14 protein-coding genes are annotated in these 15270 nt (G+C 47.1%); 7 read left to right on the forward strand and 7 right to left on the reverse strand.

The features are described 5' to 3' along the window. Positions 1–20: 20 nt before the first annotated feature. The 4 genes from CFX1CAM_RS07665 to CFX1CAM_RS07680 form a co-directional block, all read right to left on the reverse strand. The gene (locus CFX1CAM_RS07665; protein WP_087862457.1) at positions 21–680 is read right to left on the reverse strand and encodes a response regulator transcription factor; all 660 of its coding nucleotides are present in this window, start codon (positions 678–680) and stop codon (positions 21–23) included. Further along, complete coding sequence (locus CFX1CAM_RS07670; RefSeq protein WP_231940973.1) at positions 680–1420, reverse strand: response regulator transcription factor; 741 nt, start codon at positions 1418–1420, stop codon at positions 680–682. Before CFX1CAM_RS07670 ends, CFX1CAM_RS07665 begins: the two co-directional genes overlap by 1 nt. Positions 1421–1445: 25 nt before the next feature. Then, a complete protein-coding gene (locus CFX1CAM_RS07675) occupies positions 1446–2330 on the reverse strand; it encodes a PP2C family protein-serine/threonine phosphatase (RefSeq protein ID WP_087862458.1) in 885 nt (294 codons plus the stop codon). A 128-nt stretch (positions 2331–2458) separates the two neighbouring features. Then, on the reverse strand, positions 2459–2965 hold the full coding sequence (locus CFX1CAM_RS07680; RefSeq protein WP_087862459.1) for a hypothetical protein: 507 nt from the start codon (positions 2963–2965) through the stop codon (positions 2459–2461). A gap of 212 nt (positions 2966–3177) precedes the next feature. Between CFX1CAM_RS07680 and CFX1CAM_RS07685 the strand changes: the two genes are divergently transcribed. After that, complete coding sequence (locus CFX1CAM_RS07685) at positions 3178–4272, forward strand: protein kinase domain-containing protein (protein ID WP_087862460.1); 1095 nt, start codon at positions 3178–3180, stop codon at positions 4270–4272. 26 nt (positions 4273–4298) lie between these two features. Further along, positions 4299–4958, forward strand: coding sequence for a ribulose-phosphate 3-epimerase (gene rpe / locus CFX1CAM_RS07690; protein WP_087862461.1), 660 nt, complete (start codon positions 4299–4301; stop codon positions 4956–4958). A 66-nt stretch (positions 4959–5024) separates the two neighbouring features. On the opposite strand, the gene rpmB is transcribed toward rpe, so the two are convergent. Beyond that, positions 5025–5210 (reverse strand): 50S ribosomal protein L28, encoded by a 186-nt coding sequence (gene rpmB, locus CFX1CAM_RS07695; protein ID WP_162287669.1) that lies wholly within the window; start codon positions 5208–5210, stop codon positions 5025–5027. A 116-nt stretch (positions 5211–5326) separates the two neighbouring features. Here rpmB and CFX1CAM_RS07700 point away from each other — a divergent pair, with 116 nt between their 5' ends. The 5 genes from CFX1CAM_RS07700 (at position 5327) to CFX1CAM_RS07720 (ending at position 11212) form a co-directional block, all read left to right on the forward strand. Next, positions 5327–5692 (forward strand): Asp23/Gls24 family envelope stress response protein, encoded by a 366-nt coding sequence (locus CFX1CAM_RS07700; RefSeq protein WP_087862463.1) that lies wholly within the window; start codon positions 5327–5329, stop codon positions 5690–5692. A 57-nt stretch (positions 5693–5749) separates the two neighbouring features. Next, positions 5750–7435: a DAK2 domain-containing protein gene (locus tag CFX1CAM_RS07705; protein WP_087862464.1), complete on the forward strand. Its 1686-nt coding sequence runs from the start codon at positions 5750–5752 to the stop codon at positions 7433–7435. Positions 7436–7641: 206 nt separating this feature from the next. Continuing rightward, entirely contained in the window at positions 7642–10140 is a 2499-nt protein-coding gene (gene recG, locus CFX1CAM_RS07710) for an ATP-dependent DNA helicase RecG (RefSeq protein WP_087862465.1), read from the forward strand. A gap of 1 nt (position 10141) precedes the next feature. Further along, positions 10142–10666 (forward strand): pantetheine-phosphate adenylyltransferase, encoded by a 525-nt coding sequence (gene coaD / locus CFX1CAM_RS07715; protein WP_087862466.1) that lies wholly within the window; start codon positions 10142–10144, stop codon positions 10664–10666. An 81-nt stretch (positions 10667–10747) separates the two neighbouring features. Beyond that, positions 10748–11212, forward strand: coding sequence for an ATP synthase subunit B family protein (locus tag CFX1CAM_RS07720; RefSeq protein ID WP_087862467.1), 465 nt, complete (start codon positions 10748–10750; stop codon positions 11210–11212). Positions 11213–11297: 85 nt separating this feature from the next. Here the strand turns inward: CFX1CAM_RS07720 and lon are convergent, their stop codons facing one another. Both lon and CFX1CAM_RS07730 read right to left on the reverse strand, forming a co-directional pair. Continuing rightward, the gene (gene lon, locus CFX1CAM_RS07725; RefSeq protein WP_087862468.1) at positions 11298–13757 is read right to left on the reverse strand and encodes an endopeptidase La; all 2460 of its coding nucleotides are present in this window, start codon (positions 13755–13757) and stop codon (positions 11298–11300) included. Between the two features lie 40 nt (positions 13758–13797). After that, complete coding sequence (locus CFX1CAM_RS07730; protein ID WP_087862469.1) at positions 13798–15192, reverse strand: bifunctional folylpolyglutamate synthase/dihydrofolate synthase; 1395 nt, start codon at positions 15190–15192, stop codon at positions 13798–13800. Positions 15193–15270: the final 78 nt, after the last annotated feature.

A 15270-nucleotide genomic window follows, 5' to 3' on the forward strand; every position in this document is an offset into this window, starting at 1 on the left:
AATTAATCTAAGTTCAACGATTAAAGATCAATATAATCCTTCAAACTGTGGGTGATTGCATAGGCAGCCGCCTCAGCACGGTTTTTTACCCCCAATTTTGAAAGGATACTGCTGACATAATTCCGTACAGTACCTTCACCAAGAAATAACGCCTCCGCAATTTCACGGTTGGTCTTACCTTCAGAAACAAGGGACAGGACATATTTTTCTTGCTGACTGAGACACGCAAAAGCAGCAGCTTCTTCTTCCTTCACTGCGCGACGAACCTCCTGGAACACCCTTTGCGTGACCGCGGGATCCAGCGGAGCTTCACCGCGATAAGCAGCCTCAATTGCTGAGATCAACCCTTCTGCGCCAATTTGCTTGAGCACATATCCGCTGGCACCGGCTCGAATCGCCGAAAACAACATGTCATCCTCTGCATACGATGTCAGCATGACCACCCGAACGTTCGGCCAACGTTCTGTAATCTCATGACAGGCCTCAATGCCTGATGCCCCGGGTAAACGGATATCCATCAAAACCACGTCAGGCTGGTATCGTTCCACCATCATGACGGCTTCTCTGGCTGTACCGGCCTCAGCGACAACATCAAATTTATCGCTATGTTCCAACAATGATTTCAATCCCAGGCGGACAACTTCATGGTCGTCAACCAGCAGGATTGTTTTCTTTTTCATCACAAGTCTCCTTTTCGATGGGAGTCGGAACGCTTGTAATTAACAAATCGGTAACCCACACCTCGCTCAGTAAGTAAATAAACTGGATTGGCTGGGTCTTTCTCGATTTTTTTGCGCAGATAGTTAACATACAGCCGTACATAGTGGGGTTCATCGCGATATTCATAACCCCAAACCTTGGTCAGGATCTGATCGTGAGTCAGAACCCATCCTGCGTTCTGCACCAAATGATACAACAAGCGATATTCTGTCGGGCGCAGTTTGACCAGCTTGCCCTCCACCCAGACTTCACGTCTGCCAAAATCGATCTTCAACCGGTCATCAACCTCGATCACGCCCTGTTCGTCCTCCTCAAAAGAAGTCCCACGGCGCAGTACTGCCCGCACCCGGCTGACCAGTTCCCGCGGGCTGAAGGGTTTGGTTATATAATCATCCGCGCCTAATTCCAGCCCTTTAACTTTATCATCCTCCTCCCCCTTAGCTGTCAACATGATCACAGGCACCTGGCTAACTTCACGAATGGTGCGTAACACCTCAAACCCATCAATGTCGGGCATCATAACATCGAGGAGGATGAGGTCTGGCAGTGAATCTCGCAATCTTTCCAACGCTTCGGTGCCGTTGTAAGCTTCTACAACCTCAAATCCATCCTGTTCAAGATTCAACCGAATAAAACCTACCATTCGGCGTTCATCATCGACCACTAAAATTCGATATTTCCGGGAAGATTTTTCCATCATCATTGCTCCTGTTTGTAAATACTGATTATGTCAATCGCTCTATCAAGATCACGCTGATGTTATCCGGACCCCCGCCATCATTGGCAGCCTTAACTAAATTGGTCGCGGCAGCATCAAGGTCCTCACTGTTTTGTATGATGTGTTGTAACTGTTGATGGGCAACAACACCCCACAGCCCGTCAGAACAGATTAATAATCGTTCTCCAACTTCCAGTGAAAATTCACCGATGTCGGGTTCAAAGGGGTCTGACTGGCCCAATGCTTTATACAAAATGCTGCGGTGCGAGTGTAATTCCGCGTCGTCCTCAGTTATTTCACCAAGATCGACCAGTCGTTTTACCAATGTATGGTCACGCGTGTGCAAGATAAGTGAACCATCCTTTTTAAGATGGTATAACCGGCTATCACCAATGTGGGCAAAGAACAATTCATCGCCAAAGGTTAGTACACAAGTTAGCGTGGTTCCTCCGCCAGGAACTCGTTGAAGAACCAGTGTTTGCGCTTCTTCAACAGCATTTTTAAGATGTTCGCGTAAATCAGATGAGGTGAGGGTTCTCCGCTCAAAAAGTGTACTCTGATACACATGGCTCATCAGATATTGACTGATCCCCTGAGCCGCATAATTACTGGCGATTTCTCCGCTCTGATGTCCCCCCATTCCATCTGCGACCAGATAAAACCCAAAGGCGATGGGCATATCCAGCCCACTGATATAAGTGTTCAAAGTCAAGAGTGTGTCCTCGTTGTTGGGACGTGCTTTTCCAGTCGATTGACAACTGGCAACCCGATACTTCGTCTTCGCAATGTCGGTTTCTTGAGCATCACCAGAAACAAAGTCAACCCGATCCTTAGCCCGGTTGAAAGCGCCCTTCTTCTTGTTCTTTGATATTTGTTTAATTATTTTTCGCATGGATCATGCTCCATACCCATCCAAAGGACTTGACAGGCGCATTAATTCTACCGGATTTGTCTCCCCATAACCAACCATATTGTTGGACAAGCAAACACTGCTTCATGGAAGTCGATTAATGAAATGTTCTAATCAATATCTTCTTTAATTGGCGACAAAAAGTTGGCAGAAGACCAGCCATTTCGATTCCGATCATAGGGCGCTTCTAAGTGCCACCATGTATGCCCATCAAGGGTTACGGGTCCATCAATTACCAGAAATACTTCCGAATCCATAGCAGAAAAATTAATCGCAGCTCCTAAGCCAGGCTCCGCTCGCATTCTCAAACCTGCGCCGTCCGTCCCGGTCACCTGGACATAAATACCAATCCCAATCACGCCCTCCGGTAAGAAGAAAATTGATGTCGGGGTTGGGGTGGGCGTCCTGGTCGGATCAATGACCCGGGGTGTTAAGGTTGGTGCTGGAATCAGGGTTGTTTCAGGAATGGTGCTGGCTCCGGTTGTCGGATTACGGCCAAAAAAAAGGATGACCAGCGAAATCAAAACCAATCCCACGGTAAGGATCGCCGCAGTCATAAGCGTGACGGGGTTTAATATCGAAATTATTTTGTGGCGCTTGGGTTGGTCTGGTATCATTTTTGTCGCTCTGGTACTCGTTGTCAAGTGATCATGGTAATTATAACTTATCCTCCAGGAGGACGACAAATTATCACCTGCAATCCCCTGGCGCATTTATCATTGAAAACACCGATATCCTTCACAAGGATCACAACCCGAACCCATCAACCTGAACCACTTTTGATCATCTGTTAGATATGATATAATTTTATGAGTAAAATAAAATTGCTATGATGGATTTACCTTTATTAAGCGGTCGCTATAAACTACTGCAACCCATTGGATCTGGGGGGACAGCTGTGGTTTATAAAGCCCTGGACGAAATGCTCGAACGGATCGTTTCGGTCAAGATCTTGCGAGAAGATCATTCCAATGACGGTGAGTTTCTTGAGCGTTTCAGACAGGAAGCGAAGGCAGCGGCGAACCTCTCCCATCCCAATATCGTCACCGTTTATGATTTCGGTTTTGATAAAGACCAGGTTTTCATCGTCTTCGAATATGTGGATGGAACCGATTTGAAAACTCTTATCCGCCAACAGAGCCGTTTCAGCATCGAAGACACACTTGGATTGATTACCCAGGCTTGTGCTGGTGTCGGCTATGCTCATCGCGCCGGTCTGGTTCACTGTGACATTAAATCCCACAACATGCTGGTATCAAAAGACTTCCGCCTAAAAGTCACAGATTTTGGCATTGCGCGTGCCCTGGCGACCATTCACCCAGAAGAACGCAGCGAAGTAGTATGGGGTTCACCTCATTATTTCTCACCTGAGCAAGCTTCGGGTTATGCACCTTCTCCAGCATCAGATGTATACTCGCTGGGAGTTATTCTATACGAAATGCTCACCGGTCGCCTTCCCTTCGAAGCAAAAGATGCCACCGAATTGGCTCGCATGCATCGCATGGAAACCCCTGTTCCGCCCAGAAGGCTGAATCCAGCCATCCCTGAACCCTTGGAGGAGATCACCCTGAAAGTCCTTTCAAAAGAGCCCGCGGCGCGTTATCGAACCGCTGACCAGCTGGGGCGGGTGTTGATGTCCTTTGGCAATCTAAATCCGGAAAAAACCGGGCCAATTATCCTCCCAGTAGCAAAAAGATCCAATATATCATCACCTCAACCTCACCCACCAGTCATTCCCAGGCGTACGCAAACAGAGACCCAACCAGTTGAAAGGACTTGGACGGATTACGCGAAAGACCACGAGGACACATTTGAAAGCCAGGCAATCGATTGGGGGACCTGGTTGCTGGGGGTGCTTGCCTTCACGGCAGTATTTGGTTTGATTCCCTTCTGGCTGTACATTTATTTTTTTCTCAACCCATGATTACAGATTAAAGGTATAGTAAACACATGTCTTATATTATTGCGCCCTCAATATTGTCGGCTGATTTAAGGAATTTTGAGGACCAGGTCAAACAGGCTATCGACTCTGGTGCTGACTGGCTCCACGTAGACGTGATGGATGGCAGCTTTGTTCCCAACATCACTTTCGGCCCCAAAATGGTGACAACGATTCGGAAAATCACATCCATGCCTGTTGATGTGCACTTGATGATTGTTAAGCCAGAGCGCCATATTCAGGCTTTCGTTGAGGCTGGCGCCAACTATATCACCGTCCACTACGAAACTTGCCCACACATCCAACGCACCCTAACGAGCATTCGGGAATTGGGTGCGACGCCATCGATTGTGATCAACCCCGGCACACCCGTGAGCATATTGCGAGAATTAGTGCACGACTTTGACATGGTCCTGCTGATGACGGTCAATCCTGGATTTGGCGGTCAGACATTTTTGCCTGGTATGGTCGATAAAATCCAACGAATGAAATCACTGCTTGATAAAACGGGGTCAAAAGCCATGATCCAGTTGGATGGCGGCATTGATTCGACAAATATTAAAACCTGTTACCAGGCAGGTGCAAGAAATTTTGTCGCTGGATCAGCAGTTTTTGGCCATAAAGATGGTATTGCAGCCGGGATAAAAGCGTTGCGCGACGCCCTGGAATGAGGGGTCAAATTAAAAGCAAAAATCGCAGCAGAGTGCCGCGACTAATGCGCTACGAGTATGTTTAACCTACTTAGAGGATTTGACCAACGTGCGAATGCAACGGGTGCACAATGTCTTGCGAACCATTCGTCCGTTCTCGTACACCGAGATTTTCTGAAGGTTGGGCTTGAATTGTCGCTTGGTCGCTCTCATCGAGTGGCTTCGATTGTGCCCGAAGGCGGTCTTTTTTCCACATTGTTCACAGATCGCCATGATGTCGTCCTTTCACAACTATACGATATAATAACAGGGTTTGGTAATTCTACATCCAAACAGCTAATGATTTTACCATACTCGATGAAAAGCTACAAGCAAGTAAGGTGAGATATATGAATAAAACAGGCAACATTCACAACGAATTAGGCAGCATCCTGATCCAAAAAGATGCTATCGCCTCAATTGCGCGTCAATCAACGTTGCAGTCCTATGGGGTTGTCGGTTTGGCGCCTAAAAACCTGGCTGAGAGCATACGTCAGATCATAAAAAAGGATGCTAAATATGGCATTGACGTGTCTTATGATCATGAGGGATTGGTCATTCAACTCTACATTGTGGTTGAATATGGTTTGCGGATCAAAACAATTTCAAATAGTATTGCCAAAAGCGTTAAATACAATGTTGAAAAAACCGTCGGGCTTCCCGTTCGCAGAATCAACGTGCATATCCGCGGTTTACGAATTAGTAACATGGATTAACCTGCTTCGAACATGAAGCCGCTTTGATATTATTGCGTTTATTATCGTTGGAGAATTATGAGTGCTGCGGAGTTATCGAAAATAAGTGCTGCTGAACGCCATAAATTGGTGTCTATTCCAATCAATGGCCACGGCTTGAAAACACTGCTTGAAGCAGGCATGGTGTGGTTAAAGACCAATCAACAGGCTGTCAACAGCTTGAATGTTTTCCCGGTTCCAGATGGTGATACCGGGACGAACATGGTTCTCACCATGCAGGCAGCCTTTGAAGAAGTTGAAAACTCTGCTGTGGATAACGTGGGACAGCTTGCACATGCCATTGCACGCGGCGCTTTGATGGGGGCACGCGGCAATTCTGGTGTGATTTTGTCCCAAATCTGGCGCGGTTTTGCTCGTGCCCTGAATGACATGCCAACGATGGACGTGACAACCCTTGCCAAAGCCTTAACTGAGGCTAAGGAAACAGCCTATAAAGGCGTTGTTCGACCCGTTGAGGGGACTATTTTGACGGTTATTAAAGACATTGCCACACAGGCAGAGGTTTCGGTTCAGAGAACTACCAGTTTCACAGAGGTGTTATCGGATATCGTTCAGGCAGCAGAAGCATCCCTTGAACGAACACCTGAGCTTCTTCCAATCTTGAAACAAGCCGGTGTTGTTGACTCGGGTGGAAAAGGGCTTGTTTGTATCTTTGAAGGGATGTGGCGCTTTATTAATGGTGATGCACTCGATAAACCGGTGACCGAAGTCATGTCCTTGTCAGAAATGAATCTTGAAAATGCGCTGGAAACCATTGAGCCGGGACAGGATTACGAAGTCGTCATCGACTTCGCCCCCAAATCCAGCTTTAAATTAGAAGAGTATTACGAAACGTTATCAGAAATCGGCACCTCGATCCAGGTTGGTGAGGGTGAAGGTATTTATCGGATGCATATTCATGTGCCCCAAGAATATCGCTACCAACCCATTGACCATACCATGACCTTCGGCACGGTTAAAAAAGTGATGATCGAAAACCTGATGGTGCAAGTGGATGATATGAGTCATACAAAAAATCCGAAATTGAAATTATCCAAAGTGCAACCGGGTGAAACAGCCGTTGTGGCGGTTTCTCCTGGGCCGGGTATCAGTAGGATTTTTGCTAGTTTGGGTGTGGCAGCGATCGTCCCCGGAGGACAAACCATGAATCCCAGCATCAAAGAACTGCTGGCTTCCTTTGAAAATTTATCCACAGACAAAATTGTGATTTTACCCAACAATAAAAACATCATCCTGGCTGCCAGGGAAGCCGCTTCTATGACCGTTAAGGATGTAGCGGTAATACCTTCCATCAGTGTGCCTCAAGGCTTATCAGCGATGTTCAGGTTGATCCCGGATGCCGATTTCAACGAGAATGTCGAGGGGATGCAAGAAGCAATTCATGATGTACAAACGGGAGAAATCACTATCGCCACCCGCAGCGTAGAGGTTGATGGGGTTCAGGTTGAAAAAGGTCAGGTTATTGCATTACACAATGGGAAGCTTGTTTCCTCTTCAAGCTCTATCGATAAGGCTTGCGAAGCCTTTTTACACGCCGCTGAAACACACCTGTATGAACGCATCACCCTGTATTACGGCATAGATATCAGTGGACAACAGGTCAACAACCTGGCGGACAAAATCCGTTCTATTTACCCCGACCATGAGATTGAGGTTCATGAAGGCGGGCAACCTCACTATCAATTAATCATCGCTGTCGAATAGTTTATGCCAAGGATAAGGTTTCAATCAAACCCCGCAGAGCGGGGTTTTTATGATTATGCCACTATAACCCTATCCTGCCTGCAAACCCTGGAGTTTTTCGCGCGTGTTGACGATGACTTACAATAAACAGGGCGGATGCGTTATGCTTAATGTGCGATTCACGATAAAATAAAAATGACTAACAATTGAAAAGGCCATTAGTGATCATGTTTCGATCTATTGAGAAGTTGTATAAAATATTCAAACTGGAAGCAGATTTAAATTATTCTGATAAGGCAGTAGTCGGCGGTTTAACAAAATTGACCGAAATCTGGCAAGCTGACGCACGCGGTGACGGAGTGCCGGAAGGAGAAATTCAGCAGGTCGCGGACATTCTCAAAGGCTACTCCGATTTATCGATCCAGAAACGCGCTCAGGCTATAAAGCAAATCGGCCAAATCCTGGATAACCCCGGCATTAAACACCTTCCTGGGGCAAAAGCGCTGGAACAACCACAAATTCCCAAGGAAACTCAAAACGATCCATCAAAACCAACCCAGATGCTCCCGAAGGTCACGCAAACAACAAGTCGTGCATCTTCGAGAAAGCCCTCAGGAGGTGCAGCACCCATACCTGCCAATGCCCTCCCCGACCCCTTTCTCTCGCCCACCAACACGGTTCATGGGATCGGGCAAAAGCAATCGCAGTTATTGAGCAAACTTGGCATCTTCACCGTGGAAGACTTGATCTATTTCTTCCCACGCCGCTACGATGATTACACAAAAATGAAGCTCATCAAGGATCTCACCTACGGAGATGAAGTCACGATCATCGCCTGCGTTGATCGGGTCGGTACCTTCTCGTCTCGAGATAAGAATCGCAAAATCATACAGGCGGTAGTCTCAGATAATACAGGCAGCATCCAGTTGATGTGGTTTAATCAAATCTACCATCTTCGGCAGCTCCGTAAGAATATGTTTATATCAATTTCGGGGAAAATTGAACAGTATATGGGCAGGCTGGTCATGTACCACCCTGATTATGAGAAAATTTCGCAAGAACAAATCAACACCAAACGCATCGTTCCTGTATATCCCCTTACCGCGCGGTTGAACCAGCGCTGGCTACGGCGAGTCATTTTTTCCGTCCTGGAAAATTGGGCTCCAAAGATCCCGGAATATTTAACCGAATATATCCTTGAAGATGCCAGCTTGATGGATTTGCCAACGGCACTGAAAGAAATCCATTTCCCGGAAAACCATGATAATCTTCTAAAAGCTCGTCACCGTCTGGCTTTTGATGAAATCTTCCTGCTTCAATTAGGCGTTTTGCGGCAGAAACATGAGTGGATCAATGCAGAGGGGCGAAAGTTTCCGGTCGATGACGATTGGCTGAACAACCAGCTCAACCGATTGCCGTTCTCACTGACAGATGCACAACAAAAAGTTCTCTCTGACCTTCGGGCAGATCTTGATTCTGGCAGACCCATGAATCGTCTGCTTCAGGGCGACGTTGGATCGGGAAAAACAATCATCGCAGGTTTGGGTATCGCTATGGTTGTCAGGTCCGGATCGCAGGCAGCCTATATGGCGCCCACCAGCATCTTGGCAGAGCAGCATTACAAAAACCTTAAACAATTACTGACAACATCGTCGGATCATCATCCGTTACTCGAAGAATCTCAAATCCGCCTGTTGATTGGCGATACCCCGTCCAGGGAAAGACACGAAATATTGGAAGGGTTGGCACAGGGGTGGGTCAAATTGGTGATCGGCACCCACGCCTTAATCGAAGACCCGGTCGTTTTTAACGATTTACAATTTGTTGTGGTTGATGAACAACACCGATTTGGCGTTTCACAACGCGCAGCGCTCAGAGAAAAAGGAGACAATCCTCACCTACTGGTGATGACAGCCACACCCATCCCACGTTCCTTAGCCCTCACAGTCTATGGAGATTTAGATCTCAGTGTCCTCGATGAAATGCCGCCCGGTAGGCAGCCCGTAAAAACCTACATTAACTACCCGGTTGAAAGAGAACGCATCTATAACCTGGTGAGAATACAGATCAATCGTGGACATCAAGCTTTTATCATCTATCCCCTTGTTGAGCAGGGTGAAAATGAAGAGGTGTTGGCTGCTGTCCAGGAATATGAACGTTTACAATCTGAAATCTTTCCCGATTTACGCCTTGGCTTGATACACGGACGGCTTCGCGCTGATGAAAAAGATGCCATCATGCGGCAATTTCGCGACCATCAGTTTGATATCCTCGTCTCTACGACGGTCATCGAAGTGGGCGTTGATATCCCCAATGCAACCATCATGATCATTGAAGGCGCCGACCGGTTTGGTTTAGCCCAATTACATCAACTGCGGGGGCGGGTTGGGCGCAGTGCTGAGCAATCCTATTGTTTCTTGATCCCCCAGACGAGCGATAAGGTGGAAAACGAACGCCTACTGGCAATGGTCAGCACACATGATGGATTCGTCCTGGCAGAACATGATTTAAAACAACGCGGCCCAGGAGAATTCCTTGGAACCCGCCAATCGGGGTACGCTGGTTTGCGGTTGGCAAGCCTGACCGACGTACATCTCATCGAAACGGCAAGGAATTATGCCCAGCAAGTCTTTGAAAACGATCCAACCCTCCAGGCTGAAGAGCATCATCTGATGCGCCAGGCCATGGAGCATTTTTGGCCAAACAAAGAAGGAGATATGAGCTGAAATGACTATTGTTTTGTTCCCCGGGACCTTTGACCCCATTCATTACGGGCATATCAATATTGCCAAACGGGCAGCGAATCTCTTTGATGAGGTGTATGTTGCCGTGTACGCCAAAGAACAACGTAACATCCTCTTTTCTCCGCAAGAACGCCTGGCGCTGGTGCAGGAAGCTTTCATAGATTACAAGTCCATACATGTGATTGGCTATACGGGGTTGACGGTTAAAGTTGCAAAAAAAGTGGGCGCCCAGGCTATTGTTCGGGGTTTACGTGTTTTTTCAGATTTCGAGTATGAATTTCGCATGGCGCTGGCTAATAATCGGCTTGAGCCCAGCATTGATGTGATTGCCCTGATCACAAACGAAGAACACACTTTCCTCTCATCAACAACGGTCCGAGAGGTCGCAGCCCTGGGTGGGGATGTCTCGAGTTTTGTCCCACCACACGTGGAAGCAGCCCTGAAAAGCCGTTTTAATGTTTTAGGTGAAGAACAGGATATCGTCCCACTCACCTCATTACGAGATTGATATCGAAATATATGAAAAGATATGTTAATATTGGTATAATGCTTGCAACGTTTCAGATGTAATGTCGACACGGAGGTTGGAATGGATATTTTGCATCTTGTAGATCGCTTAGAAGAACTGTTTAATGAAAGCCGACCCATCTGGCTGACGCACAGTGTTATTGTCGATGAGGACCGCATGTTGGATTTGATCGATCAGATGCGTGTTGCCATTCCTGAAGAGATTAAAAAAGCACAACAGGTGATCGCCCAACGCGACCGTATCCTTGCCCAGGCTAAAGAAGAAGCCAACCGGACAATTGCGCTGGCTCGCGAAAAAGCAGAAAAAACCCTGGAAGATAATGAGATCATTCAATCCGCGAAAATGCGCGCTGAGGAAATTATTAACCAATCACGCCAGGAGTCCGAAATATCACAGCGGGAAGCCGACAATTACATCCTTGAAACCCTCACCGGACTTGAACTGCATCTTGACCGATTGATCACTCAGGTTCGAAACGGTATTAAATCCCTGCAGGATGAAATATATGCAATCCACAAAGAATAGGTTGCATGGTTTTTTCTAACCATTTCTAAAAAAACAGCTTCAGACAAATCATTAGAACAATGTTCCGCCGGGGGATACTATCGTTTTAACCCGAATTTTTCCGCCGAGTCGTTTTTAGATTGGGCGTTGCTTCATGCAATGCAATTGGCAGAACTTCATCCATATGCTTAACCGGGATAATTTCCACATCTTTCAAAACCGGTTTGGGAATATCCTCCAGGTCTTTGGCATTCTTTTCAGGGATAATCACTTTTTTCAATCCAACTCGATGTGCAGCCAACACTTTTTCCCTGATCCCGCCAACAGGGAGGACCCGACCGCGCAAGGTGATCTCGCCTGTCATCGCCACCATATGATTACTGGGCCTGCCGGTGAAGGCTGAGATCAGTGCCGTAGCAATCGTAATCCCTGCGCTGGGTCCATCTTTAGGAATGGCGCCCTCGGGAACATGCAGGTGAACGTCAATGTTTTCAAATATTTCTCCGTCAATATTCAGGTATTCAGCCCTGGATTTGAGGTATGAAAGCGCCGCCTGTGCTGATTCTTGCATCACTTCCCCAATTTGACCGGTAATTTGCAAATTACCCTTGCCATCAAGGATTAGAACCTCAACCGGCATTATTTCTCCGCCATTTTCCGTCCACGCCAAGGCGGTCGCTACGCCCGCTTCATCGTCGCCTTCAGCTTCGGTCTCAAAGAATTGCTGCGGTCCTAAAAAACGCCGGATCGCTGATGCTGTTATCTTCTTTGGAAATCGCTTTTTTTCAGTCTTCAAGCGGGCAATTTTTCGTAAAACACGTCCAACTTCACGTTCGAGATTGCGAACGCCCGCTTCAAAGGTGTATTCACGGATGATCTTCATTAAAGCCTGTTCAGAAAACTGAACACCCTCTTCGTCAATCCCGGTCTCTTCAAGTTGCCTTGGAATCAGAAAGCGTTTGGCAATCTTAATTTTTTCATCTTCGATATACCCTGAAAATTCAATCACTTCCAACCGATCTAATAACGCAGGAGGGATCGTACCCAGCGTGTTGGCAGTAGTAATAAAAATGACGTTCGAAAGGTCATAATCGACCTCCAGGTAGTGATCGGAAAAGGCATCATTTTGTTCTGGATCCAACACCTCCAAGAGTGCGGAAGATGGGTCTCCCCTAAAATCCGTGCCTAATTTGTCAATTTCATCCAGCATAAACAGTGGGTTCAGTGTCCCGGAGCGGCGCATCGTCTGAATGATTCTGCCCGGCATCGCACCGATATAGGTTCGGCGATGCCCCCTAATCTCGGCTTCATCCCGCACTCCACCCAGGGACAACCTGACAAAATTGCGCCCCAGTGCACTGGCAATGGACTTACCCAAAGAAGTTTTTCCCGTACCGGGCGGCCCCACAAAACAGAGAATCGGCTGGTGCAAGCGCTTGGGTTTCAAGCTGCGAACGGCTATGTATTCCAGGATGCGGTCTTTGGCCATTTTTAAGCCGTAATGGTTTTTTTCCAGCACGCGTGATACATGCAAAACGTCCAGGTTGTCCTCAGTGGTTTCAGTCCATGGAAGCTCCACAATCCAATCCAGGTAAGTGCGAATAATGCCCACTTCGGGAGCTAACGGCGGTAATTGCTGCAACCGCTGTAATTCCCGTGTAGCCTGTGCAGAAACTGCTTCGGGAAGGTTCAATGCTTGGATCTTTTCTGCCAGTCCACGGATTTCCTGACTCCAGAGATCGTCTTCCCCCAGTTCCATCTGGATCGCTTTCATTTGTTCACGCAGATAATATTCCCGATGCGATCGATCAACTTCCGTTTTAACCTGGGCTTGAATCTCATCCTCGAGTTCCAATACTTCCAATTCTTCAGCCAAAATTTGGTTTACGGCCTTTAATCTGTCAGCAGGATGGATGAGCCTTAACAGGTGTTTGCGTGTCTCAATCGTTAGCGGCAGTGAGGTAGCAATCATATCCGCCAGCCAACCCGGATCACTGATATTGATTGAAAAAAGGTGCGCTTCTTCAGGGAGGTTTTCATTTAGCGAAACACAGCGCTCAAATAAATTTCGTGAAGTCCTCATCATAGCAGTCAAATGACGGGTAATGCGGTAACTATCATTAACCGGACGCACTTTCACAATGTAATAAGGTTCTATTTGCACAATTTCTGCAATTTCAACTCGTCGGCGCCCTTGCACCAACGCAGAATGCTCACCACCCAGTAAAGTGAGGATGCGCCCAACTGCAATATCCATCCCAATCGACAAAAATCGTTCACGGCTATCTTCAGGAGCATCGTCATCGAAGTATAACGCGATAACCGTCCTGTTTTCCTCCTGGGCAGCTTCAATTGCCAATGTCGATGCCTCGTCACTGAGAAATACCGGTGAGATCATATGAGGGAACACCACGACATCCTCCAGCACAATAGCCGGACAAGTGAAAAAGCCATCCTCGTCCAATTCCCAGCTTAAAATGCGGTACAACTCTTCTGTCCTCTGATGGATATTACCCATCAGATCGTCGTGTTCGTCATCGTTGTGGTACCAATCGTCATTGTTCATAAAAACTCCAAAGAATTGAATGACCCAATCGCTGCTGGTTTTACAAGTGATTGTTTTCAATATCACGTTTCAAAGTTGAATAAGTATCTCTGGCAGCCGCGGCGATAAATATGCTGCCTGTCACCAATACAACTGATTCCCGCCCGGCTTCTTCCAATGCTGCGATCATTGCATCTTCGAAGGGGACGATGGCTTGTGCGGGTCGACCAAAACGGTGGGCAAGCTGGACAATTTCCTGTGCATCAATAGAGCGTGGATGCGTGGACTGGGTAGCGATCACCTTCCACACTCTTGGAAGCAGTTCCTGGAACATCCCGTCAATATCCTTATCTTCTGAAGCGCCAAAAACCAGCACGATTGGCAAACCCGGAAAATAGTCATCCATGGCTTTCCTTAAAACCAGCGCTGAATAACGGTTATGCGCTGAATCAATCACCACGGTTGGGCGATGGTCAAGGATTTCCATTCGCCCCGGCCATTGAACGGAAGCAAAGCCAGTGCGATATGCCTTTTGGGTAATTTCAACACCATGTTTTTCCAAGGTTCTCAGGGTTGCGTATGCAGTAGCGGCATTTTCAATCTGGTGAAATCCCAGTAATGGGATTTTTAAGCGCATGGGACTCCAAATGTCACGCCCTGCTGACTCGATAAACGTGTCTACCAGTGGCTGTTCCTCAGGCGTCCACACCAAAAAGGTTTGTCCTTCCAGGCTGTGCGAGTCTGCTGCGTAAAGATAGTCTCTGCCCACTTGAATGACGGAGGCATTTTTTTTCTGTGCAATCTCCTTTAACCTGAGAAGCGCCTCCATTTTCTGGGGTGCAATCACCACTGGAATATTTGGTTTGATGATGCCGCCCTTTTCCCGGGCAATTTCAGAGAGCGTATTCCCTAAAATCTTTTCATGATCGTAAGAGATGGAGGTGATTACAGAAATTATTGGTAAAACAACGTTTGTCGCGTCCAACCGACCACCCAGCCCAACCTCAACAATGGCATAATCGACGTTCACTTTCGAAAAGTAAACGAAGGCTAATGCGGTTGTTAACTCAAAAGTGGTTATTTCAGGAACCTGTGCCACGACCGATTTCAAGGTCTCGACAATCGTAACCAGTTCAGCTTTTGAGATGGTATCCCCATTGACCTGGATACGTTCAGCAAAATTCACCATGTGGGGCGAGGTGTATAACCCGGTTTTATATCCCTGCGCGTTGAGAACGCTGGCACACATAGCGGAAACCGAACCCTTCCCCTTGGTCCCAGCAATGTGGATGATCTGAAAATCATTTTGCGGATTGTCCAGCAAATGCATTAATTTGTTCATGCGGTCAAGGTTGAATTTTTCAGCAGAATAACGAAAATTTCGTTTTAAGCTATAGTCGATAAAACTATACAAAAAATCCAGCGCGGCCTCGTACTTTAGATCCACATCCGTCATTCTAACGCTCCCAATCAGGGGTTTTAGCCCTCACAATTACCAATAAATAACAACCAAATTTCGACTAATTTCTGGTTA

It is taken from the genome of Brevefilum fermentans (genome assembly GCF_900184705.1).
Lineage (GTDB): Bacteria > Chloroflexota > Anaerolineae > Anaerolineales > Anaerolineaceae > Brevifilum > Brevifilum fermentans.